Origin of the sequence: Methylobacterium soli (genome assembly GCF_008806385.1) — a bacterium.
Lineage (GTDB): Bacteria > Pseudomonadota > Alphaproteobacteria > Rhizobiales > Beijerinckiaceae > Methylobacterium > Methylobacterium soli.
Window position 1 is genome coordinate 122282 of sequence record NZ_VZZK01000001.1, and the last position, 21524, is coordinate 143805.

Genomic DNA, 21524 nt, shown 5'->3' on the forward strand with positions numbered 1-21524 from the left:
CATCCTGCTCGGCGGTGGAGAGCGCCGGTCAAAGCAAGCGCCATGGTTCGCTGTTGGTTCCGGCCTCGCTCAAGCCTTGGCGGCGATGGCCTCCTCCTCGGGCAGCGCCGCTGTCGCTTCCTCGGGCTCGGCGACTCCCTCCCGCAGGGCGATCAGGGCGAGGCAGAGCAGTGCCACCGGGATGCCGATCGCCGCGGAGGCCGCGAAGAATTTCGGATAGCCGAGCGCGTCGACCATGTAGCCCGAGAAGCCGCCGACGAACTTGCCGGGCAGGGCGTAGAGTGAGGAGAGCAGGGCGTATTGCGTCGCCACGAAGGCCGAGGAGGTCAGGCTCGACATGTAGGCGATGAGCGCCGTGCCGGCGAAGTTGCCCGCGAAATTGTCGATCGAGATGCTGGCGACGAAGAGCGCCGTATCGTGCCCGTTGAGCGCGAGCCAGGAGAACATCAGGTTCGAGGCTGCCGCCGCGATGCCGCCGAATAAGAGCGAGGCCTGCAGACCGAAGCGGATCACCGCGTAGCCGCCCGCGAGCGCTCCCGCGACACCGATGATGACGCCATAGACCTTGGTGACATTGGCGATCTCGGTCAGGGAGAAGCCCTGTTCGATGTAGAAGGGCTGCGCCATCACGCCGGAGATGATGTCCGGCAGGCGATACAGCATGATCAGGGACAGGATCAGGATCAGGCGTGCGCCCTTGCGGCGCACGAGGTCCCCGAAGGGCTCGACGACCGCGATCTGAAGCGTGCGGCTGAACGAGCGGTGCTCCTCCGGGACTGGAGCGGGGTCCTGGCGCGGAGCCAGGATCGACGCGATGAGGCCGGTCAGCATGAGGAGCGCCATCGCCCCGTAGGCGAGTGACCAGCCCGCACCTTGCGCGATGTAGAGGGCTCCCGCTCCCGCGAAGGCCCGCGCGATGGCGTAGCCGAGCTGGTAGGCGGCGAGCATCACGCCCTGGCGCTCCGTGGGCGCGGCATCGATGCGCCAGCTGTCGACCACGATGTCCTGCGTGGCCGATGCGAAGGCGGTGATCAGGGCGCAGATCACCATGAAACTCAGCGATTCCGCCGGATCTCCCTGGCTCATGCCGATCAGTCCGGCCGCGACACCGAGCTGAGACAGGACCATCCAGGCCCGGCGCCGTCCGAGCCAGCCCGCCAACACGGGCAGGTCGAGGCGATCGATCACGGGGGCCCAGAGGAACTTGAGCGAGTAGGCGAAGGACACGTAGGAGAGCAGGCCGATGCTGGTGCGCTGAATCCCCGCAGTCGCCAGCCAAGCGGAAAGTGTCGAGAAGACGAGCAGGATCGGGAGGCCGCAGGCGAAGCCGAGCGCCAGCATCAGGCCGATGCGGCGATCCTCGAGGATATCGCGCATGCGGAGTTTCTTGCGCGCAACAGAAGCGGGCATGCGATGGAACTCCTCAGGCCTTTGCGCCTTGGTCCGCAAAAATCATGGCAGTCTTGCGCCCTGTTTTCGAGTCGCGGGGTACGGGTTTTGGCCGGGAGGGCCTGGGGGAAGATGCTCGACGAAATCTTAACATGCGTCCGTCAATTTCGCGGTGGACAGGCCCTATCCGAGTGGAACTCGGTCGGTCCAATCCTGTTCGCACCCCGGGGCAGCGTTGACGCCGACGGTGAATATCGCCTCGCGGAAATTTCGGACGCGGACGGCCAGGGGACGGAAGTGCGGTCGGCGGCATGACGGACGACGACAAACGGGCGCTGCAAGAAGTCGGCCTTGAAGACGGCGTCTTCGCGTCGGCATTCGGTGCGAGCCCGACGCCGATGGTGGTCACCGACGCGCGAAGCGCCGACAATCCGATCCTTTGGGTGAACGACGCGTTCCTCATTCTCACGGGCTACCGGCGCGACGAGCTTTACGGCCGCAATTGCCGGATGCTGCAGGGACAGGCGACCGATCCGGGCGAGGTTCGCCGGATGCGTGACGCGGTCACCTCCGCTGAGAAGATCGAGTGCGAGCTGTTCAACTATCGCAAGGATGGCTCCGCGTTCTGGAACGCCATGACGATCTGCCCGGTGCGCGATGCGACCGGAGAGGTGGCGTGGTTCTTCGCGGCTCAAGCCGACATGACCGACAAGCGCCGCTACGAGCAGGCGATGCGCGGCACGAACGACGAGCTCGAGCGCCTCGTCGATGTCAGGACCGCCGACCTGCAGGCGGCCTTGGAGCAGAAGACGGCGCTGCTCCATGAGGTTGATCACCGGGTCAAGAACAACCTTCAGGTGATCTCGTCGCTGATGCTGCTCAAGGCGCGTAGGACGCCAGAGGGTGAAGCCCGCGACGCGTTGCAGAGCATGGCCGAGCGCGTCGGTGCGCTCTCGACGGCGCACCGCATGCTGTACTCCGCCGGCGACGTGACGCGCTTCGACCTGCGGGAATTCGCCGACGATTTCCTGGCCGACCTGACGGCCGGAATAGATTCCGACCGCACGACGGTGGAGGCAGAGGTCGATTCGATCGCCGTCTCGGCCGCCATGGCGGCACCGCTGGCTTTGATGATGCACGAGCTCGCCACCAATGCAGTTCGCCACGCCTTCCCGAACGGGCGGAGCGGCCGGGTGTCGATCACAGCCAAGCGTGACGATGGCGGCTTGCGCCTGCTGATCCAAGACGACGGAATCGGCATCGCGGCGGGCCCGGTCAATCCTGCGGGCTTCGGGCATAGTCTCGTCGAGATGGTGGTGCGTCAGCTGCGCGGCACCATCGCCTGGAACGAGGCTTTCCCGGGCACACGCGTCGAGATCACAATCCCTCTGGACCGCGCGGATTGAGATGCCTCCTCACGCGCGCGCCGCATGAGGCCGGCAACGAATGAATTCGGGGAGGTGCTATGACGGCTGAGCCCGCTTTGCGCATCCTCGTGGTCGAGGATGAAGTCCTGATCGCACTCGAACTCGAGTACCTTCTCGAGGATCTCGGCCACGTCACCGTCGGGGTCGCGGCAAGTTCGTCGGAGGCCATCGCGCTCGGGGTTTCGACGATCCCCGACGTCGCACTCGTCGACATCCACCTCGTCGACGGGCCGACCGGCGTCGCCGTGGCGCGGGCACTCAGCGCCGATGCGCGCACGACGGTTCTGTTCATGACCGCCAACAGCAAGCGCATTCCGGAGGATTTCGCGGGCGCCATCGGGGTGATCGCGAAGCCCTACTCGGAGCGGGTGGTGGCGAGCGCCCTCAGCTACGTCGCGGAATATCGCTCCGGTCGCAAGCCGTCCCACGAGACCCCGGACGGGTTCAGCCTCGCGCCGCCGGTTTAAGGGGAATCAGTCCTTAGCCGCGCGCGCGCGTTTGAGCCGATACAGGGCGTCGAGCGCCTCGCGCGGCGTCATCGCGTCAGGGTCGATCGTGTCGAGGAGCAAACCCAGGGCGTCGTCGGCTTCCGGTGCCGGCTCCGGCGGAGGTGGTGGCGGGGCGAGGCTCGCGAATAGCGGCAGATCGTCGATCCTGGGCCGGGAGGGCCGCTCGCGCTCGGCCTTCTCCAGCCCCTTCAGGATTGCACTGGCCCGGGCGATCACGCTCGCGGGCAATCCAGCAAGGCGCGCCACCTGAAGGCCGTAGGAGCGCTCGGCGACGCCCGGGACGACCTCGTGGAGAAACACAACCTGCCCCCGGTGCTCGGCGACCTTAAGAGTCGCATTGTCGAGACGGGACAGGCGCTGGCTCAGCGCGGTCAGCTCGTGGAAATGGGTGGCGAACAGGGCCCTGCAGGCATTGGCCTCGTGCAATTGTTCCAGGCAGGCCCAGGCAATCGAGAGACCGTCGAAAGTCGCGGTGCCGCGCCCGATCTCGTCGAGGATCACCAGGGAGCGCCGGGTCGCCTGATTCAGGATGGCCGCCGTCTCCACCATCTCGACCATGAAGGTCGATTGCCCGCGGGCGAGATCGTCCGCCGCGCCGACGCGGGAGAACAGGCGATCCACGAGCCCGAGATGCGCCTTGGCGGCCGGCACGAAGGCGCCCATCTGAGCGAGCACGGCGATCAGCGCGTTCTGGCGCAGGAAGGTCGACTTACCGCCCATATTGGGCCCGGTGATCAGGCGGATGCGGCCGCGCCCCTCGCCTGACAGGTCGCAATCATTGGCGATGAAGGGCTCGCCCGAGCGCCGCAGGGCCGCCTCGACGACGGGATGGCGACCGCCCTCGACATGGAAGGCGAGACTGTCGTCGACGCGAGGTCGTGTCCAGCTCTGCTCCACCGCCAGCTCGGCGTGGCTCGCCGCGACGTCGAGGCCGGCGAGCGCTTCGGCCACCCGCGCCACGGTCTCGGTCTGGGCCAGCACTTGAGCCGCGAGATCGTCGAAGACCGAGGCTTCGAGGGCCAAGGCGCGGTCGGAGGCCCCCGAGATCTTCGTCTCCAACTCACCGAGCTCGACGCTCGTGAAGCGCAAGGCGTCGATCATGGTCTGCCGATGCACGAAGGTCTCGCGCAGGATCCCTTTCAGGCAGGCCTCACCCACCGCCTGCGGCACCTCGATGTAGTAGCCGAGCATGTTGTTGTGCTTGATGCGTAGCGTCCGGCAGCCGGTCTCCTCCGCGTAGCGGGATTGGAGCGCCGCGATCACCTTTCGCGAATCCTGGCCGAGAAGGCGGGCCTCGTCGATCTCGGGGTGATAGCCGCTCCGCACGAAACCGCCGTCGCGCCGGCTCAAGGGCAGTTCGTCGGCAAGTGCCGCCCGCAGATGCGCGACCAAGGCCGGATCGGCCGCGCGCAGGTGTTCGGCGAGCGTCGCGAGATCCGCCGGCAACGCCTCCGCGCCAGCGAGCAGACCCGCGATCGCGGTCGCGGCATCAAGCCCCTCGCGGATGGCCGCGAGGTCGCGCGGACCCGCCCGTCCGAGCCCGATGCGGGACAGCGCCCGGGCGAGGTCGGGCGCGCGGGCCAGCGCCTCGCGCGCCGCGCGGCGCAGGACATGGTCCTCCGCGAGGCAGGCCACGGCCTCGTGCCGGCGCGCGATGGCGCCGAGTTCCATCAATGGACCGGCGAGATGCTCGGCCAGCAGACGCGCGCCGCTCGCCGACACCGTCCGGTCGATCGCGTCGAGCAGGCTGCCCGTCCGCGCGCCGGCAAGCGTCCGGGTGAGTTCGAGGTTGGCGCGGGTCGCGGCGTCGATCGCGAGCGTCGCCCCATTCGCCTCCCGGGTGGGCGGGTTAAGCGGTGGCCGCGCGCCGATCTGCGTCCGCTCGATGTAGAGGAGGACAGCGCCCGCGGCCGCGATCTCGGCCCGCGTGAAGGTCCCGAAGCCCTCAAGCGTCGAGACGCCGAACTGCGCCTTGATGCGGCGCTCGGCCGCGTGGGGCTCCAGCTCGCCCTGCGCCAGGGGGGTGACCGGGGCCGTCACGTCCTGCCAGACCCGCGCGAGGATCGGATCGGCGTAAATCGTCTCGGAGAGCACGATCTCCCGAGGGTCGTGGCGCGCGATGGCACCACCGAGTTCGACGCCGGGAACCTCGCTGAGGGAGAACCGGCCCGTCGAGATGTCGACGGCCGCAAGTCCGTACGCGTAGGCGTCCTCGGACAGCTTGCGACGGCCGATGGCGAGCAGAAGGTTCGCCCGGCCCGGCTCCAGCAGGCGATCTTCCGTGATCGTGCCCGGTGTCACGAGGCGCACGACCTCGCGGCGGACCACGGATTTCGGCCCGCGGCGCTTGGCCTCGGCCGGATCCTCGGTCTGCTCGCAGACGGCGACGCGGTGGCCGAGTGCGATCAGGCGATTGAGATAATCGTCGGAGCGCTCAACCGGCACGCCGCACATGGCGATGTCGGCGCCCGCATGCTTGCCGCGCTTCGTCAGCACGATGCCCAATGCCCGCGAGGCGATCTCGGCATCGCCGAAGAACAGCTCGTAGAAATCGCCCATCCGATAAAACAGCAGGCAATCGGGATTGGCCGCCTTGATCTCGATATACTGCGCCATCATGGGCGTGGCGCCCCGGTCAGGCGCGGGCGCCCTCACCACGTCCTCCGCCGGCATGGCGCCGGCCTTCGCGATCGATCGAGCAGCAGCTTGAGCCATGGGGCCTTCATAACAGAGCCTCGGGCGCGAATCAGGCGGGCTGACCGGTTTGTCTGGGGAGAAGGATGCGGTGCGGGATCGACGGAGCGCCGGCCCTGTAACCCGGCAACTCAGGCGCAGGCTTGAGTGTCTTTTGCACAATCGATAGGCGGCCTCTCTGAGAGGAGCACCCGATGACAGAGCCGAAGAACCAGCCGAAGCGCGCCAAACGCCCGACCTTCACCGATGACGAGGCGCTGCAATTCCACGCCCAGGGGCGGCCCGGCAAGCTCGAGGTGGTGGCCACGAAGCCGATGGCCACCCAGCGCGACCTGTCGCTGGCTTACTCGCCGGGCGTCGCGGTGCCGGTGCTCGCGATCGCGCAGGATCCCGCCAAGGCCTACGAGTACACGGCCAAGGGCAACCTCGTGGCGGTGATCTCGAACGGCACCGCGATTCTCGGGCTCGGCAACCGCGGCGCTCTCGCCTCGAAGCCCGTCATGGAAGGCAAGGCGGTGCTGTTCAAGCGCTTCGCCGACATCGATTCCTTCGATCTGGAAGTCGGAACGGAGGACCCCGAGGCCTTCATCAACTGCGTGCGCTATCTCGGGCCCACCTTTGGGGGCATCAACCTCGAGGACATCAAGGCACCCGAGTGCTTCATCATCGAGGACCGGCTGCGCGAGATCATGGACATCCCGGTGTTCCATGACGACCAGCACGGCACCGCCATCATCGCCACCGCCGGCCTCATCAATGCCCTGCACCTCACCGGTCGCGATATCCGGCAAGCCAAGCTCGTGGTGAACGGTGCGGGCGCCGCCGGCATCGCCTGTATCGAACTCCTCAAGGCGATGGGCTTCGGTCAGGACAACGTCATCCTCTGCGACACCAAGGGCGTCGTCTACGAGGGCCGCCAGGACGGCATGAACCAGTGGAAATCGGCGCATGCGGCGCGCACCGAGACGCGCACCCTCGCGGAGGCTCTGTCGGGTGCCGACATCGTCTATGGGCTCTCGGTCAAGGGCGCCTTCTCGGCCGAGATGATCCGCTCGATGGCGCCGAATCCGATCATTTTCGCGATGGCCAATCCCGATCCCGAGATCACCGTCGAGGAGGTCGGGCAGATCCGCACCGACGCCATCGTGGCGACGGGGCGCTCAGACTACCCGAACCAGGTCAACAACGTCCTGGGCTTCCCCTACATCTTCCGGGGCGCGCTCGACGTGCATGCGACGACGATCAACATGGAGATGAAGATCGCGGCGGCCCAGGCGCTGGCACAACTGGCCCGCGAGGACGTGCCGGACGAGGTCGCGGCGGCCTACCAGGGCGAGCGTCCGCGCTTCGGACGCGACTACATCATCCCCGTCCCCTTCGACCCGCGTCTGATCCATACGGTGCCGCCGGCGGTCGCCAAGGCCGCGATGGAGACCGGTGTCGCCCGGAAGCCGATCACCGACATGGCCGCCTATCGGGACCGTCTCTCGGCCCGGCGTGACCCCGTGGCCGGGATCCTCAACCGGGTCTTCGAGGAGGTGCGCCAGGCCCCGAAGCGGGTCGTCTTCGCCGAGGGCGAGGAGGAGCTCGTCATCCGCGCCGCCGTCAGCTTCGCCAACCAGGGCCTCGGCACCGCGATCCTCGTGGGTCGCGAGGACCGGGTGGAGCAGAATGCGAGCGCCATGGGAATCGATTTGTCGAAGCGCGACAACATCGAGATCCACAACGCCGCGCTCTCGCACCGCAATGCCGAGTATGCCGAGTATCTTTACGCGCGGATGCAGCGGCAGGGCTACCTGTTCCGCGACTGCCAGCGCCTGATCAACCAGGATCGCAACCACTTCGCCGCCACCATGGTGGCGCTGGGGGATGCCGACGCCATGGTGACGGGCGTGACGCGCAGTTACTCGATCGCCCTGGAGGATGTCCGCCGCGTCATCGACGAGCGGCCCGGCCACCGCGTCATCGGCCTTTCGGTCTGCGTCGCGCGCGGGCGCACGGTGCTCGTCGCCGATACCGCCATCACCGAGATGCCCTCGGCGCAGGAACTCGCCGCGATCGCGATCGAGGCAGCGGGCGCGGCGCGGCGGCTCGGCACCGAGCCTCGGGTGGCGCTGCTCTCGTTCTCGACCTTCGGCCATCCCCGGGGCGAGCGCATGGAGAAGGTGCGGGAAGCCGTGCGCATCCTCGACGCCATGAAGGTCGATTTTGCCTACGAGGGCGAGATGGCGGCCGACGTCGCCCTCGATAAGGATTTGATGGCGCAATATCCGTTCAGCCGCCTGAAGGAGCCCGCGAACGTGCTGGTAATGCCGGCGTTCCACTCGGCCGCGATCTCGACGAAGATGCTCCAGGAACTCGGCGGCGCCATGGTCCTGGGCCCGCTCCTCGTCGGCCTCGGCAAGGCGGTGCAGATCGTGCCGCTCGGTGCCACCGATGCCGACCTCGTCAACATGGCAGCGCTTGCGGCCTTCGATATCGGCAACTGACGGAGATTGGCTTCCGTAACGAATCATCCCCGCATCCGGCATGGATGCGGGGATGGACGATTGAGCCGGACGCGGACGGCGCGCCGATGTCACGGGGCGGCACCGCCCACCGGCCGCAAGGCCTAGTAGCGGGGACCACCCGTGGTGTTGCCGCGCTGCTGGGCATAACCCGGCCGCTCCGGGTTCCGGGCATTCGGATCGCCATGCATCATCCGGTTGCGCGTATGGTGCCGGCGCCAGGCACGATGATGGTGCACCGAGCGGTGATGCCTGCGATATACCACCTCCGTGGCGCCGGCATCGTTGGCAATCAGGCCCACCGACGGCATGGCAGGCGCAGCGGAGGCTGCGGAGAGGCCGAGTCCGCACAGCATCACGCCGGCGGCCAAGGTGAGGGCAAGCTTTGTCATTCCGTCCATCCGTTCGGGTGCGCCGGCGGCGCGCCGAGCCTACAAACCGCCGAAAGCCTTTATGTTCCAAGGGATAGATTGGATTTACACAGCTTAGAACCTGGAATTGACGGGGGATTTAAAAGGCTTGAGAAACGTAGCCGATCACGGTTCTGTGATAGACTGCATTTTGACAAGTATTTTCAATCAGGAGTTGCATCATCATTAAACCTTCGTCGCGGGCAGCCTGATGCAGGCTTCTGACGGCTCGGGCAGCCCGCCCCTCCCGATCGACGCTGCCCTGCCGGCGCTTGGCGCGGCGCTGGCTGCAGGCCACGCCGCCGTGCTTGTGGCGCCGCCGGGCGCCGGCAAGACGACGCGTGTTCCCCTCCGGCTCCTCGATGCGGACTGGCTTCAGAACCGCAAGATCATCCTCCTCGAGCCCCGCCGTCTCGCGGCGCGCGGCGCGGCCGAGCGCATGGCTGCGACGATCGGTGAGCGCGTCGGGGAAACGGTCGGCCTGCGCGTCCGCCTCGGCTCGAAGATCTCGGGCCGTACCCGCATCGAGGTGGTCACCGAGGGCGTGTTCACGCGCATGATCCTCGACGATCCGGAATTGTCGGGCGTCGGCGCGGTGCTGTTCGATGAATTCCACGAGCGCTCGCTCGATGCCGATCTCGGGCTCGCTCTCGCGATCGACGCACAGGGCGCGCTCCGTGAGGATCTGCGCATCCTCGTGATGTCCGCGACCCTCGACGGCGCACGCGTGGCCCGCCTCCTCCGGGATGCGCCGGTCATCGCCTCCGAGGGGCGCGCCTATCCGGTCAAGACCCGGCACCTGGAGCGCGATCCCAACCGCCGGATCGAGGATGCGATGGCCGACGCGATCCTGCGGGCTCTGCGGGCCGATCCCGGCTCCGTCCTGGCTTTCCTGCCGGGTCAAGGCGAGATCCGCCGCGTGGCCGATATGCTCGCCGGACGCGTCGACGACACGACCGAGATCGCGCCCCTCTACGGGGCCCTGACGCAGGGGGAGCAGGATCGCGCGGTCTCGCCCGCCCCGCCGGGCCGCCGCAAGGTCGTGCTCGCGACGAGCATCGCCGAGACGTCCCTGACGATCGAAGGCGTGCGGATCGTGGTGGATTCCGGTCTCTCGCGAATTCCGGTCTACGAGCCCGGGATTGGTCTGACCCGGCTCGTCACGGCGCGTTCGTCGCGCGCCTCGGTCGACCAGCGCCGCGGGCGCGCGGGACGCACCGAACCCGGCATCTGTTGGCGCCTCTGGTCCGAGGCGGCCACGAACGCGCTCGAACCCTTCACCCGGCCCGAAATCCTGGCCGCCGACCTCGCCAGCCTCCTCATCGATTCGGCAGCCTGGGGCGTCACCGATCCGACCACCCTCGCATTCCTGGACACCCCGCCAGGCCCGGCGCTCATGGAAGCGCGGACGATCCTGGGCGAGATCGGCGCGATCGACCCGGATGGGCGCCTGACGCCGACTGGGCGGCGCCTTCGATCGCTTCCCCTCCCGCCGCGCCTTGCCCGCATGGTGGTGCGTGCCGCGGAGGGGGGGCAGGCGCGCGCCGCCGCCGATCTCGCGGCCGTCCTCGTGGAGCGGGGCCTCGGCGGGGACGGCGTCGATCTCGCGGATCGGGTCGAGCGCTTCGGCCGCGACCGGGGCACGCGGGCCGCCGATATGCGCCGCCTCGCCCAAGGCTGGGCGCGACAGGCCGGCGGCAGCGGGACGGCTGTCGATGCGGCCGAAGCCGGTGCGCTGCTGGCGCTTGCCTACCCGGATCGAGTGGCGCGGGCACGAGGCCGCGACGGCGAGTTCGTGATGGCGAATGGGCGCGCGGGCCGCCTCGATCCGGCCTCGTCCCTCGCGCGCGAGGCCTACCTCGTCGTGGCCGACATCGCGGGTGCAGCCGGCAATGCCCGCATCCTTGCCGCAGCGGCGATCACGCCAGAGGCGATCGAGGCGCTTTTTGCGGATCGGATCGAAGCGGGCACCAGCGTCGTCTTCGATCGCGGCGCACGGGCATTGCGCGCGCGCGCCGTCCGCCGTCTTGGCGCGATCAGCCTCGGCGAGCGAACGCTGCCGGTCCCGTCCGATGCCGCGAGCGCCGAGATTCTGGCCCGCGGCATCGCCGAGCTCGGTCTCGACCTGCTTCCCTGGACACCGGCGCTCAGCCAGTGGCGCGCCCGGATCCGGTTCCTGCGCGCCGCCGAGGGGCCGGACTGGCCGGACGTCTCGGACGAAGCCCTCGTGGCCAGCGCGACCGAATGGCTCGCGCCCGCGATCCTCGGTCGGACCGGCCTCGCCGGCATCACGGCGGACGACCTCGCGCAAGGTTTGCACGGATTGCTGCCCTGGTCGCTGCGGGCCCGCCTTGAGGCCGAGGCGCCGACGCATGTCGAGGTGCCGACGGGATCGCGCATCCCCGTCGATTACGCGGCCGAGGGAGAGCCGGCCCTTGCGGTACGGGTCCAGGAACTCTTCGGGCTCGATCGGCACCCGGCGATCGGCGGAGGGCGCGTCCCCCTCGTCCTGCACCTGCTCTCGCCGGCCTCGCGCCCGATCCAGATCACCCGCGACCTCCCGGGCTTCTGGCGGGGCTCGTGGAGCGCCGTGCGCGCCGAGATGCGCGGGCGCTATCCCCGCCATCCCTGGCCCGAGAATCCCCTTGCCGAGCCACCGACCCGCCGGGTCAAGCCGCGCGGGAGCTAGTGCGGGCGTGCGCGCTCGACCACGAGCCGGGCGGCCTCGAAGGCTTCGTCGGCATCGAGCTCGGTGGTGTCGAGCATGACCGCGTCCGCTGCGGCCTTGAGCGGGGCGGTCGCCCGAGAGGCGTCGCGGGCGTCGCGGGCCAGAATGTCGGCCAGGATGGCGTCGAATGTGGTCGTCTCGCCGCGTCCCTCGAGCTCGCGGTGCCGGCGCCGCGCGCGTTCTTCCGGGGCAGCGGTGATGAAGAGCTTCACGCGCGCCTCCGGGCAGACCACCGTGCCGATGTCGCGGCCATCGAGGACGGCGCCCTGCGAATTTCCAGCGAAGCGCTGCTGCCAGGCGAGCAGCGCCGCGCGCACCGCCGGCACCGCCGAGATGCGCGAGGCCGCCTCCCCCATCGCCCGTTCGCGCAGGCGCGGATCGGCGAGACGGTCCGCGATCAGGGCTTCGGCCGCGCGCGCGGCGGCGGCCTCGTCCTCCAGCGGGAAGCCCGCATCGAGCATCGTCAGGGCAACGGCCCTGTAAAGCAGGCCGGTATCGAGGTGCGGCAGGCCGTAATGCGCCGCGAGGCGCTTCGCCAGCGTGCCCTTGCCCGAGGCGGCGGGCCCGTCGATCGCGATTACCATCGGGGCGCTCAACCTTGGATCACTCCACCCAGCATCCGCATCGTCGGCAGGAAGCTTGGGAAACTCGTGGCGATCATGGCGCCGTCATCGACCGTGACGGGCTCGCGCGTGGCGAGCCCCATCACGAGGAACGACATCGCAATGCGGTGATCGAGATGCGTCGCCACCGTGCCACCCCCACGCGCGGCGCTGCCGTCGCCGTGGACGATGAGGTCGTCGCCATCGACCAGATGTGCGACCCCGTTTGCCGTGAGACCGTCCGCGACCGCCGCGAGGCGATCGGATTCCTTCACCCGAAGCTCGTGCAGCCCATTCATCCGGGTCGTGCCCTCCGCGAAGGCGGCAGCGACGGCCAGGATCGGGTACTCGTCGATCATCGCGGGCGCACGCTCAGGGGGCACGTCGACGCCCTTGAGCCGGCTCGCCCGCACGCGCAGATCCGCCACGGTCTCGCCCCCCTCCTCGCGCTCGCGCAGCCGCTCGATCTCGGCGCCCATCTCGATCAGCGTGGTGATGAGGCCCGTCCGCAGCGGGTTCATCATCACGCCCTCGATCGTGACCTCCGAGCCGGGCACGATGAGCGCCGCGACGATCGGGAAGGCCGCCGAGGAGGGGTCGGCTGGCACGATCACGTCGGTGCCGCGCAGCGTCGGCTGGCCGGTCAGCGCGATGGAGCGGCCATGCCCGCCCTCGCCGTGACGCGTGACGCGGACCTCCGCACCGAACAGGCGCAGCATCCGTTCCGTGTGGTCGCGGGTCGCCTCGCGCTCGATCACGGTCGTGACGCCAGGCGCGTTGAGGCCCGCGAGCAGGACTGCCGATTTGATCTGCGCCGAGGCCGCCGGCGTCTCGTAGGTGATCGGGATCGCCTCGCGGGGGCCGCGCAATGTCAGCGGCACGCGCCCGCCCTCGGCCTCGCTCAGCACCTGCGTGCCCATCTGCACCAGCGGGTCCAGGATGCGGCGCATCGGGCGCTTGCGCAGGGACGCATCCCCGTCGAAGGTCGCGGTCACGGGCTGGCCGCCGACGACGCCCATCATCAGCCGCGAGCCTGTACCCGCATTGGCGAAGTCGAGGGTCTCGGCCGGGTCGCTCAAGCCGCCGATGCCGACGCCGCGCACCGTCCAGCGCCCGTCGCCCAGACGCTCGATGCCGGCGCCAAGGGCCTTGGCGGCGGCGGCCGTGCGGAGCACGTCGTCGCCTTCCAGCAAGCCCTCCACCCGTGTCTCGCCGATGGCCAGGAGTCCGAGGATCATCGCCCGGTGCGAGATCGACTTGTCGCCCGGCGGCCGCAGGGAACCGCGCAGGGGGGTGCCGGGCGAGGCGGTGAGGGGTTGCGGCTCGGAATCGTGCGACACAGGCGAGAACTTCTTACGGGCTGGGGCGGTCAGGGCCGGCACGTTGCGTGCGGCCCTGCTCTCTCGTGGCGGCCGGTTATCACGGGCGCGGTCTCCCGTCATCCGGCGGGTGCGCGTTCGACCGCTCGGGGCCTTGTAAAAACCCTGCGAAACCGATGGTGTGTCGCGGAAATTCCAAGCTATTTGACACAAGCGCGCGCCTTGACTAACGGGGCCCCTCTCCCAGACCCCCACCTTAGAGGTTTTCGCCCGTGGCCAGACCGGAACTCGGCTTGAAGCGTCAATGCATGAGCTGCGGCGCGAAATTCTACGATCTCGATCGCGACCCGGCGACCTGCCCGAAATGCGGCACGGTCTACCAGGCCGCCGCGACGAGCCGTGTTGCCGCCCCCGCCCTCGCCGCCCGCGCTTCGGATGAAGAGGACGAGACGGAAGAGAAGGGCGGCCCCGAGATGGTCTCGCTCGATGAGGTCGAGGCGGCCGAGGACGAAGCCGACACCACGACAGAGGACGATACGGATTCCGATGCCGAGTCGACCGACGGCGACGACGACACCTTCCTCGAGGAGGAGGACGCGGGTGACGACGATGTCTCCGACCTGATCGACGGCGACATCGAGAACGACGAGGAAAGCTGAACCGACCGCGCTCTGACGGCGACATCGCTGCCGACGCGACGTCGGGGCAGGATCCCGCCCCCTCTCGGAGAGGACCAGAAAACTCTCCGAGCCGGCGAAAAAAGGGTTGAGTCCGGGCCGAGGCCCGCCTATAGAACCGGCCTCGCCGACGGACATCGAGACCGACGGCGAGACGAACTCCGCGGATGCACCAGCCGCCGCGGTGGATAGAGTGGGGCCTTAGCTCAGCTGGGAGAGCGCTTCCATGGCATGGAAGAGGTCATCGGTTCGATCCCGTTAGGCTCCACCATCCCACTCTTTCCCATCAAAGCCGTTTAAGCGCGATTCGACCGCGATCCCGTAGGATGCCGGGCTGAGCGCGGTTTTTGCGTTTTACCGAGAGCCCGTCGGCTCGGCGCGTCCGAGACCGCGAAGGATCCCGGACGCGGCGTTGATGCGCTCTCAGGGCTTCGGGGCACCGTCGCCGGCCGTTGCAGCCGTGCCCTCGGCCTCGGATTTCTTGCGGAGATCCTCATCGCGCTGATCGATCTCCGCATCGATCTTCTTCGCCTGATCGGCGAGCACTTTCGGGTCCAGGGCGGGGCCGTCGAAGCCCTTCCCGAAGCCCGCGAGCGGGACCACGAAGGTGACCTCGCGCTGCGTCTGGTTCTGCGCCTGGATGCGCAGCTCGGTGCCCTTCTTCATCGACTCGATGTAGTCGCCGTGGAAGCCGGTCGCGTCCGCGAAGCAACCGACCGTGTTGCAGGTCGAAAATTTGCCCGTGTTGCCCTGCTGGCTGTCGATGTTGAAGCGGACGCCCGGCTGCACCTGCATGCCGAGAGGCATCAGGAACCGGAGCGCGTAGACGTCGCGCTTGGCCTGAGGGTCCTTCGTGGCGAAGACCGCGATGGCGAGCAGCGGCTGCCCGCTCGCCGTGACGAAATCACGGGTGACGTTGCAGATGTCGCTGCCGTTGCTCGGCTCCTTGTTGCAGACTTTCACCCAGGCCGGCTGCTTCGGATCGGCCTTGACCGCGATGGTGATGGGGCCGGTCTGAGGCCGGGCGGCCGGGATATCTGCCGCCGGCTTGTCCGTTGGCTCGGCCAGAGCCGAGCCGGCCGCGAGGGCTCCTGCGGCGAGGGTGACGAGCAGCGTGCCCGCGTGGCTTCTACCGGAGAACATTGACACTGACCCCTTCGACTGGACCGAACGTATGGGAGAAGCTCTGGCGACGCGGACGACCGCCGACGCGCTCCGGCGGATGGGCCGTAATGCCCCGGATCTGCCGGTTCCTGGACCGCACGCGGCGTTTGCCGCCCTCGCGGCACCGCTCCGACCGCAGGGCGGGTTGCTTTCCCGCCGAATGCGGCGAAGGCATGACAGGTCCGAGCGGGGCGCCCGGCAGCACGATCGTCGTCCGGACTGATCGAGGAGAGCACGACGCTCGGCGCGTGAACGCCATGGACGTTCCGGCGGACACCTTATATCGCGATGCATCATGGACCGCGCAGGTGCTCCCATGCGAAGGGCTTTCCTCGTCCGAGTTGTGACAGCAATGCTTCTGCCGGTACTGTCCGCCCATGCCGAAGCTCCTGCGGTCGTGCACCAGGGCGAGTCAGCGAGAGCCGAGACGGCTAGAGTGATCGAGACCTTGCGCGCACGCCTGCTGGCAGGCCCCAGCGCCACGGCCGTCCTGGAGGCGTGGTGCGCCGAGCGGGGCCTTGCCGACGACCCGCGCCTGGTGGCGCGCCGCGTCGCCGGTGCGGACAAGCCCTTGAGCGCACTGCAGCGCCAGCGCCTCGGCCTCGCCGCGGACGAGCCCGTCCGCTATCGGCGGGTTCGCCTGACCTGCGGCGCTCACGTGCTCTCGGAGGCGGATAACTGGTACGTGCCCTCCCGCTTGACGCCGGAGATGAACGCGGCGCTCGACACCACCGAGATGCCATTCGGGCGCGTGGTGCGTCCGCTGAGGCCGACGCGCAGCAATCTCGGCCTGCGGATGATCTGGCAGCCCGGGGACGGCCAAATGCCCAATCCGGGTGACGCGCTGTTCTCGGTCGAGGCCGTGCTCTCGACGGGCGATGGCGTGCCGTTCTGTGAGGTGGCCGAGACCTATACGGGCGCCGTGCTCGCCCAGGGCAGGCGCTGAGCGGACGACTGCTCCGGCGCCGTACCAGTCTTGCGAAAATTGCATCGGGATCTGGCGACGCGCAGGCGCTGAAGCGCGTTCCGCCCGCTTGCCGAAGCCGAACCGGAGCCGCTAAACCAACCGGAACCATGTCCGTACGGACACGGACGGGAGGGGCTTCTTCATGACGACATTTCGCGCACGACTGTGCTTGGCGGCCGCACTCCTCGGCGCCGTCGCGACCGGCAGCGCCGTCCTCGCGCAGAAGGGTGGTGACCCGAGCGGAGTCTGGCTGACCGAGACGGGTGATTCGAAGGTGCGCCTGGCCCGCTGCGGCGCAGGCTTCTGCGGCACGATCGTCAGCACCTCGGGCAAAGGCCTCGACCAGAACAACCCGGACCCGGCGCTGCGCACGCGCAGCGTGGTCGGCGTCCAGATCGTGAATGCCACCAGGGCCACCGCCGACGGCTTCGAGGGATCCCTCTACAACCCGAAGGACGGGAAGACCTATTCGGGCTCGCTCAAGCTGACAGGGCCTTCCACCATCGAGGTGGCGGGCTGCGTCCTGAGCGTGTTCTGCAAGCGCCAGACCTGGAAGCGCGTGAACTGAGGACTGCCTGACCGGCGGCGCCTGAGCAGCGCCGCCCCTTGCATCACGCTGCCGCCGCCAGCGCATCCACGATCGCCGCCAACGCGGCCTCCGCCCCGGCCCCGTTTGGGCCGCCGGCCTGGGCCATGTCACGGCGTCCGCCACCGCCCTTGCCGCCGAGATACCCGGCGCCGGCCCGGACGAGCCCGACCGCGTCGTAGCGCTCGGTGAGATCCTCGGTGACCCCGACCACGAGACCGGCCTTGCCGTCCGCGGCGACGCCCACGATGGCGACGATCCCGGACCCGAGGCGTGTCTTGCCCTCGTCGGCGAGGCTCTTGAGGTCGCGCATCTCGACGCCCTCGACGACACGGGCCATCAGCTTCACGCCGTTGACCTCGCGCGCCGCCTCTTCCTGGGTGCCCGATCCGCCGCCCATCGCGAGCTTCTTGCGGGCCTCGGCCAATTCGCGCTCGAGCCGTCGGCGATCCTCCAGCAGGGTGGTGAGGCGCTCCGGCGCGTCGGTGACCGGCGCCTTGAGGAGCCCCGCCAGAGCACCGAGCGTGCGGCTCTCCTCGGCCCTGTGGCGGCGGGCGGCATTGGCCGTCATCGCCTCGATGCGACGGACGCCCGCGCCGACCGCGCTCTCGCCGACGACCGAGATGACCCCGATATCACCGGTTCGGTCCGCATGGGTGCCGCCACAGAGCTCGATCGAGAAGTTCGGCAGACGACCCTCCCGGAGCTCGGACCCTGCATTGTCGACGGGCCGACCCATCGAAACGACCCGGACCTCATCCCCGTACTTCTCACCGAACAGGGCGCGGGCGCCCGACTCGATGGCCTCGTCCACCGCCATGAGCTTGGTGACGACCGGCGCGTTCTGCAGGAGGACCGCGTTGGCGATGTCCTCGACGGCGCGGATCTCGGACTCATCCATGGGCTTTGGATGGCTGAAGTCGAAGCGGAGCCGGTCCGGCGAGACCAGCGAGCCCTTCTGCGCCACGTGGGCACCGAGTACCTGCCGCAGCGCCTCGTGCAGCAGGTGGGTCGCCGAGTGGTTCGCACGGATCGCGCTGCGACGGACATGATCGACCTGCAGATCGACCGCTTGGCCGATGGTGAGGCGCCCCTCCGCCACGGTGACGTGATGCACGAAAAGATCGCCGAGCTTCTTCACCGTGGCCTTCACCTGTGCCCTGAGGCCGCCGGCGAGGATCGCCCCGGTATCGCCGACCTGGCCGCCCGATTCGGCGTAGAACGGCGTCTGATTGACGAGGACGAGTCCCGTCTCTCCGGCCGCGATCGCCTCGACCTCGCTTCCCTCGCGCAGGAGCGCGGTGACGATGCCCTCGGCCTGCTCGGTTTCGTAGCCGAGGAATTCCGTCGCGCCGATGCGTTCCTTCACGGAGAACCAGACAGTCTCGGTGGCGGCCTCGCCGGAGCCGGACCAGGCTGCGCGCGCGGCCTGCCGCTGGCGCTCCATCGCCTGCCCGAATGCCGCCGTGTCGACGCCGATGCCGCGGCTCTTCAGGGCGTCCTGGGTCAGATCGAGGGGGAAGCCATAGGTGTCGTAGAGTGTGAAGGCGGTCTCGCCCGAGAGATTCTGCCCGGCCTTGAGGTCGCGGCTCTCGGTGTCGAGGATCGCGAGGCCGCGCTCCAAGGTACGGCGGAAACGGGTCTCCTCGAGGCGCAGGGTCTCGCCGATCAGGCTCTCGGCCCGCATCAGTTCGGGGTAGGCCTGCCCCATCTCGCGCACCAGCGTCGGCACGAGCCGGAACATCATCGGATCACGCGACCCGAGAAGCTCCGCGTGCCGCATGGCGCGGCGCATGATCCGGCGCAGAACGTAGCCCCGCCCCTCGTTGCCCGGGAGTACCCCGTCGGCAACCAGGAAGGCAGCGGCCCGCAGGTGGTCGGCAATGACCCGATAGGACGCGACGTTGCCAGGTTCCGGCGCGCGACCGACCGCGTGGCTGACCGCGTCGATCAGCGTCCGGAACAGGTCGGTGTCGTAATTGCTCGTCACGCCCTGCAGGATCGCGGCGATGCGCTCCAGACCCATGCCGGTGTCGATCGACGGGCGCGGCAGGGCGAGGCGGTTGCCCGGCTCGATCTGCTCGTATTGCATGAAGACGAGGTTCCAGAATTCCAGGAACCGATCGCCGTCCTCCTCGGGCGAGCCGGGCGGGCCGCCCTGAAGGGCCGGACCCTGATCGATGAAGATCTCCGAGCACGGGCCGCAGGGGCCGGTATCGCCCATCTGCCAGAAATTATCCGAGGTGCCGATGCGGATGATCTTGTCGTCCTGGAAGCCCGCGATCTTGCGCCAGAGGCCGGCGGCCTCATCGTCGTCGGCGTAGACGGTCACGAGGAGCCGGTCCTTCGACAGGCCGAATTCGCGGGTGATCAGGTTCCAGGCGAGCTCGATCGCTTCGGCCTTGAAATAGTCGCCGAACGAGAAATTCCCGAGCATCTCGAAGAAGGTGTGATGGCGCGCGGTGTACCCGACATTGTCGAGGTCGTTGTGCTTGCCGCCGGCGCGGACGCATTTCTGCGCCGTGGTCGCCCTGGTGTAGGGCCGCTTCTCGACGCCCGTGAAGACGTTCTTGAACTGCACCATTCCGGCGTTCGTGAACATCAATGTCGGGTCGTTCTTCGGCACGAGCGAGGACGACGGCTGAACGGAGTGGCCCGCCTTGGCGAAGTAGTCGAGAAAGGTCGACCGGATCTCGTTGACGCCGCTCATCGAAATTGACTCTGTCTTGGCCTGGACTTGGCGGTCCGGGCCTCCGTCGGAAGCCTGACCGCGTTATCCGCCCTCATACGGTTCGGCGCGGCGTAAGTCACGGCTCACTTCATCGCGGCAGCAAGGCGGGCTAGGTACGAATCCGTTCGATCCCTGATTCCCTGAGGTTGCCCGACATGCCGGTTGAAGTTCGTCTCCTCGCCTGGTCCTGCCTGCTCGGGCTCATCCATATCATCGCGGCCTCGGCGAGCGGATTGCAGCAGCGGGGCGGCTTCAACTGGGCGGCCAGCAACCGCGAGGGGCCCTCCCCGGACGTCTCGGGGCCCGCGGCCCGCCTGGAGAAAGCGTCGAAGAACTTCTTCGAGACCTTCCCGATCTTCGCCGCCCTCGTCCTCGCCTGCGTGGCATCGGGCCGGCACAACACCGCGGTGGTGATGGGTGCCTATCTCTATTTCTTCGGACGCCTCGCCTACCTTCCGGTCTACGGTCTCGGGGTACCCCGGGTGCGCACCCTGGTCTGGGGTGTCTCGATCGTCGGCATCCTGCTCGTATTCTGGGGGCTGTTCATCAAGATCCTGCCCTACGGCAGCTGAGCCCCAGCGCCCGTCACCCGAAACGACGAAGCCCGCCGCGGTTTCCCGCGGCGGGCTTCGTCAGGGACCGAGCCTCGCTGAAGCGATCAGGCCTCACCCTCATCCAGGTCGTCGTCGGTCGGCTGCGCGGTCTCGAGGATCCGCTCGGCGACGAGGCCGGAATTCTGGCGGATCGCCGCCTCGATCTTGTTGGCGATCTCGGGGTTGTCGCGCAGAAAGCCCTTGGCGTTCTCCCGACCCTGTCCGAGGCGCTGGCTCGCATGCGAGAACCAGGCGCCGGATTTCTCGACGATACCGGCCTTCACGCCGAGATCGACAAGCTCGCCCACCTTCGAGACGCCCTCACCGAACATGATGTCGAACTCGACCTGCTTGAAGGGCGGCGCGACCTTGTTCTTCACCACCTTGACGCGGACCTGGTTGCCGATGGCCTCGTCACGATCCTTGAGGGTGGAGATCCGGCGGATATCGAGGCGGACCGAGGCGTAGAACTTCAGGGCGTTGCCACCAGTAGTTGTCTCGGGCGAGCCGTACATGACGCCGATCTTCATCCGGATCTGGTTGATGAAGATCACCATGCACTTCGAGCGCGAGATCGAACCCGTCAGCTTGCGCAGGGCCTGGCTCATCAGCCGGGCCTGAAGGCCGGGCTGCGAATCGCCCATCTCACCCTCGATCTCGGCCCGAGGCGTGAGCGCCGCCACAGAATCGACCACCAGCACGTCGATCGCACCCGAGCGCACGAGGGTGTCGGTGATCTCGAGCGCCTGCTCGCCCGTATCGGGCTGCGAGATCAGAAGGTCGTCGAGATTGACGCCGAGCTTGCGTGCGTAGATCGGATCGAGGGCGTGCTCTGCATCCACGAAGGCGCAGACGCCGCCCTTCTTCTGGGCTTCCGCGATGGTGTGCAGCGCGAGCGTGGTCTTGCCCGAGGATTCCGGTCCGTAGATCTCGATCACGCGACCGCGTGGCAGACCGCCGACGCCGAGGGCGATGTCGAGACCCAGGGATCCGGTCGAAACCGTCTCGACCTCGGCCACCTTGTCGCTCTTGCCGAGCCGCATGATCGAGCCCTTGCCGAAGGCACGCTCGATCTGAGAGAGGGCGGCATCGATCGCCTTAGACTTGTCCTTGTCCATGCTGGGCGTATCCACAACTCTCAAGGCAGATTGGGCCGTATCGCGGGCCATGGTCGGCATCCTTATGCAGGGGAAAGGCGCCGTTCTCAATGCGCCCCGGATG

At 68.3% G+C, this 21524-nt stretch carries 16 protein-coding genes and 1 tRNA gene; 9 read left to right on the forward strand and 8 right to left on the reverse strand.

Annotated features, from left to right (window positions below):
• Positions 1-69: 69 nt before the first annotated feature.
• Positions 70-1377 (reverse strand): AmpG family muropeptide MFS transporter, encoded by a 1308-nt coding sequence (locus tag F6X53_RS00555; protein ID WP_238296017.1) that lies wholly within the window; start codon positions 1375-1377, stop codon positions 70-72.
• A gap of 323 nt (positions 1378-1700) precedes the next feature.
• On the opposite strand from F6X53_RS00555, the gene F6X53_RS00560 reads away from it, so the two are divergent.
• Together F6X53_RS00560 and F6X53_RS00565 are read left to right on the forward strand one after the other, a co-directional pair.
• Entirely contained in the window at positions 1701-2795 is a 1095-nt protein-coding gene (locus F6X53_RS00560) for a histidine kinase dimerization/phosphoacceptor domain -containing protein (RefSeq protein WP_150996126.1), read from the forward strand.
• Between the two features lie 59 nt (positions 2796-2854).
• The gene (locus F6X53_RS00565; protein WP_150996128.1) at positions 2855-3283 is read left to right on the forward strand and encodes a response regulator; all 429 of its coding nucleotides are present in this window, start codon (positions 2855-2857) and stop codon (positions 3281-3283) included.
• 6 nt (positions 3284-3289) lie between these two features.
• On the opposite strand, the gene mutS is transcribed toward F6X53_RS00565, so the two are convergent.
• The gene (mutS, locus tag F6X53_RS00570) at positions 3290-5998 is read right to left on the reverse strand and encodes a DNA mismatch repair protein MutS (protein ID WP_238296018.1); all 2709 of its coding nucleotides are present in this window, start codon (positions 5996-5998) and stop codon (positions 3290-3292) included.
• A 215-nt stretch (positions 5999-6213) separates the two neighbouring features.
• On the opposite strand from mutS, the gene F6X53_RS00575 reads away from it, so the two are divergent.
• A complete protein-coding gene (locus F6X53_RS00575) occupies positions 6214-8508 on the forward strand; it encodes an NADP-dependent malic enzyme (RefSeq protein ID WP_150996132.1) in 2295 nt (764 codons plus the stop codon).
• A 122-nt stretch (positions 8509-8630) separates the two neighbouring features.
• Here the strand turns inward: F6X53_RS00575 and F6X53_RS00580 are convergent, their stop codons facing one another.
• Entirely contained in the window at positions 8631-8918 is a 288-nt protein-coding gene (locus F6X53_RS00580; protein WP_150996134.1) for a hypothetical protein, read from the reverse strand.
• A gap of 229 nt (positions 8919-9147) precedes the next feature.
• Here F6X53_RS00580 and hrpB point away from each other — a divergent pair, with 229 nt between their 5' ends.
• The gene (gene hrpB / locus F6X53_RS00585) at positions 9148-11625 is read left to right on the forward strand and encodes an ATP-dependent helicase HrpB (RefSeq protein ID WP_150996136.1); all 2478 of its coding nucleotides are present in this window, start codon (positions 9148-9150) and stop codon (positions 11623-11625) included.
• Here hrpB and cmk read toward each other — a convergent pair.
• Together cmk and aroA are read right to left on the reverse strand one after the other, a co-directional pair.
• On the reverse strand, positions 11622-12248 hold the full coding sequence (gene cmk / locus F6X53_RS00590; RefSeq protein WP_150996138.1) for a (d)CMP kinase: 627 nt from the start codon (positions 12246-12248) through the stop codon (positions 11622-11624). The two genes, hrpB and cmk, sit on opposite strands and share 4 nt — an antisense overlap.
• Positions 12249-12256: 8 nt before the next feature.
• Positions 12257-13606 carry a 3-phosphoshikimate 1-carboxyvinyltransferase gene (gene aroA / locus F6X53_RS00595; RefSeq protein WP_150996140.1) on the reverse strand — a complete coding sequence of 450 codons (1350 nt, stop codon included), beginning with the start codon at positions 13604-13606 and terminating at the stop codon, positions 12257-12259.
• A 251-nt stretch (positions 13607-13857) separates the two neighbouring features.
• Here aroA and F6X53_RS00600 point away from each other — a divergent pair, with 251 nt between their 5' ends.
• The gene (locus tag F6X53_RS00600; RefSeq protein WP_150996142.1) at positions 13858-14244 is read left to right on the forward strand and encodes a TIGR02300 family protein; all 387 of its coding nucleotides are present in this window, start codon (positions 13858-13860) and stop codon (positions 14242-14244) included.
• Positions 14245-14457: 213 nt separating this feature from the next.
• Positions 14458-14533, forward strand: a tRNA-Ala gene (locus F6X53_RS00605).
• Between the two features lie 152 nt (positions 14534-14685).
• Here F6X53_RS00605 and F6X53_RS00610 read toward each other — a convergent pair.
• A complete protein-coding gene (locus tag F6X53_RS00610) occupies positions 14686-15405 on the reverse strand; it encodes an invasion associated locus B family protein (protein ID WP_150996144.1) in 720 nt (239 codons plus the stop codon).
• 337 nt (positions 15406-15742) lie between these two features.
• On the opposite strand from F6X53_RS00610, the gene F6X53_RS00615 reads away from it, so the two are divergent.
• Positions 15743-16372, forward strand: coding sequence for a hypothetical protein (locus tag F6X53_RS00615; protein WP_373875822.1), 630 nt, complete (start codon positions 15743-15745; stop codon positions 16370-16372).
• Between the two features lie 163 nt (positions 16373-16535).
• Positions 16536-16961, forward strand: coding sequence for a DUF2147 domain-containing protein (locus F6X53_RS00620; protein ID WP_150996148.1), 426 nt, complete (start codon positions 16536-16538; stop codon positions 16959-16961).
• A 43-nt stretch (positions 16962-17004) separates the two neighbouring features.
• Here the strand turns inward: F6X53_RS00620 and alaS are convergent, their stop codons facing one another.
• A complete protein-coding gene (gene alaS / locus F6X53_RS00625; RefSeq protein WP_150996150.1) occupies positions 17005-19689 on the reverse strand; it encodes an alanine--tRNA ligase in 2685 nt (894 codons plus the stop codon).
• Positions 19690-19865: 176 nt separating this feature from the next.
• On the opposite strand from alaS, the gene F6X53_RS00630 reads away from it, so the two are divergent.
• Positions 19866-20282, forward strand: a complete 417-nt coding sequence (locus F6X53_RS00630; RefSeq protein WP_150996152.1) for an MAPEG family protein — start codon at positions 19866-19868, stop codon at positions 20280-20282.
• Between the two features lie 86 nt (positions 20283-20368).
• Here F6X53_RS00630 and recA read toward each other — a convergent pair whose 3' ends face one another.
• Positions 20369-21472 carry a recombinase RecA gene (gene recA / locus F6X53_RS00635; protein WP_150996154.1) on the reverse strand — a complete coding sequence of 368 codons (1104 nt, stop codon included), beginning with the start codon at positions 21470-21472 and terminating at the stop codon, positions 20369-20371.
• Positions 21473-21524: the final 52 nt, after the last annotated feature.

Excerpts from the sequence above, each read along its gene's own strand:
- mutS (WP_238296018.1), bottom strand. The coding sequence starts at position 5,998 with ATGCCGGCGGAGGACGTGGTGAGGGCGCCCGCGCCTGACCGGGGCGCC.
- F6X53_RS00580 (WP_150996134.1), bottom strand. The coding sequence starts at position 8,918 with ATGACAAAGCTTGCCCTCACCTTGGCCGCCGGCGTGATGCTGTGCGGA.
- F6X53_RS00610 (WP_150996144.1), bottom strand. The coding sequence starts at position 15,405 with ATGTTCTCCGGTAGAAGCCACGCGGGCACGCTGCTCGTCACCCTCGCC.
- F6X53_RS00620 (WP_150996148.1), top strand. The coding sequence starts at position 16,536 with ATGACGACATTTCGCGCACGACTGTGCTTGGCGGCCGCACTCCTCGGC.
- F6X53_RS00575 (WP_150996132.1), top strand. The coding sequence starts at position 6,214 with ATGACAGAGCCGAAGAACCAGCCGAAGCGCGCCAAACGCCCGACCTTC.
- F6X53_RS00615 (WP_373875822.1), top strand. The coding sequence starts at position 15,743 with ATGCGAAGGGCTTTCCTCGTCCGAGTTGTGACAGCAATGCTTCTGCCG.
- F6X53_RS00560 (WP_150996126.1), top strand. The coding sequence starts at position 1,701 with ATGACGGACGACGACAAACGGGCGCTGCAAGAAGTCGGCCTTGAAGAC.
- alaS (WP_150996150.1), bottom strand. The coding sequence starts at position 19,689 with ATGAGCGGCGTCAACGAGATCCGGTCGACCTTTCTCGACTACTTCGCC.
- F6X53_RS00555 (WP_238296017.1), bottom strand. The coding sequence starts at position 1,377 with ATGCGCGATATCCTCGAGGATCGCCGCATCGGCCTGATGCTGGCGCTC.
- F6X53_RS00630 (WP_150996152.1), top strand. The coding sequence starts at position 19,866 with ATGCCGGTTGAAGTTCGTCTCCTCGCCTGGTCCTGCCTGCTCGGGCTC.
- recA (WP_150996154.1), bottom strand. The coding sequence starts at position 21,472 with ATGGCCCGCGATACGGCCCAATCTGCCTTGAGAGTTGTGGATACGCCC.
- F6X53_RS00565 (WP_150996128.1), top strand. The coding sequence starts at position 2,855 with ATGACGGCTGAGCCCGCTTTGCGCATCCTCGTGGTCGAGGATGAAGTC.
- cmk (WP_150996138.1), bottom strand. The coding sequence starts at position 12,248 with ATGGTAATCGCGATCGACGGGCCCGCCGCCTCGGGCAAGGGCACGCTG.
- hrpB (WP_150996136.1), top strand. The coding sequence starts at position 9,148 with ATGCAGGCTTCTGACGGCTCGGGCAGCCCGCCCCTCCCGATCGACGCT.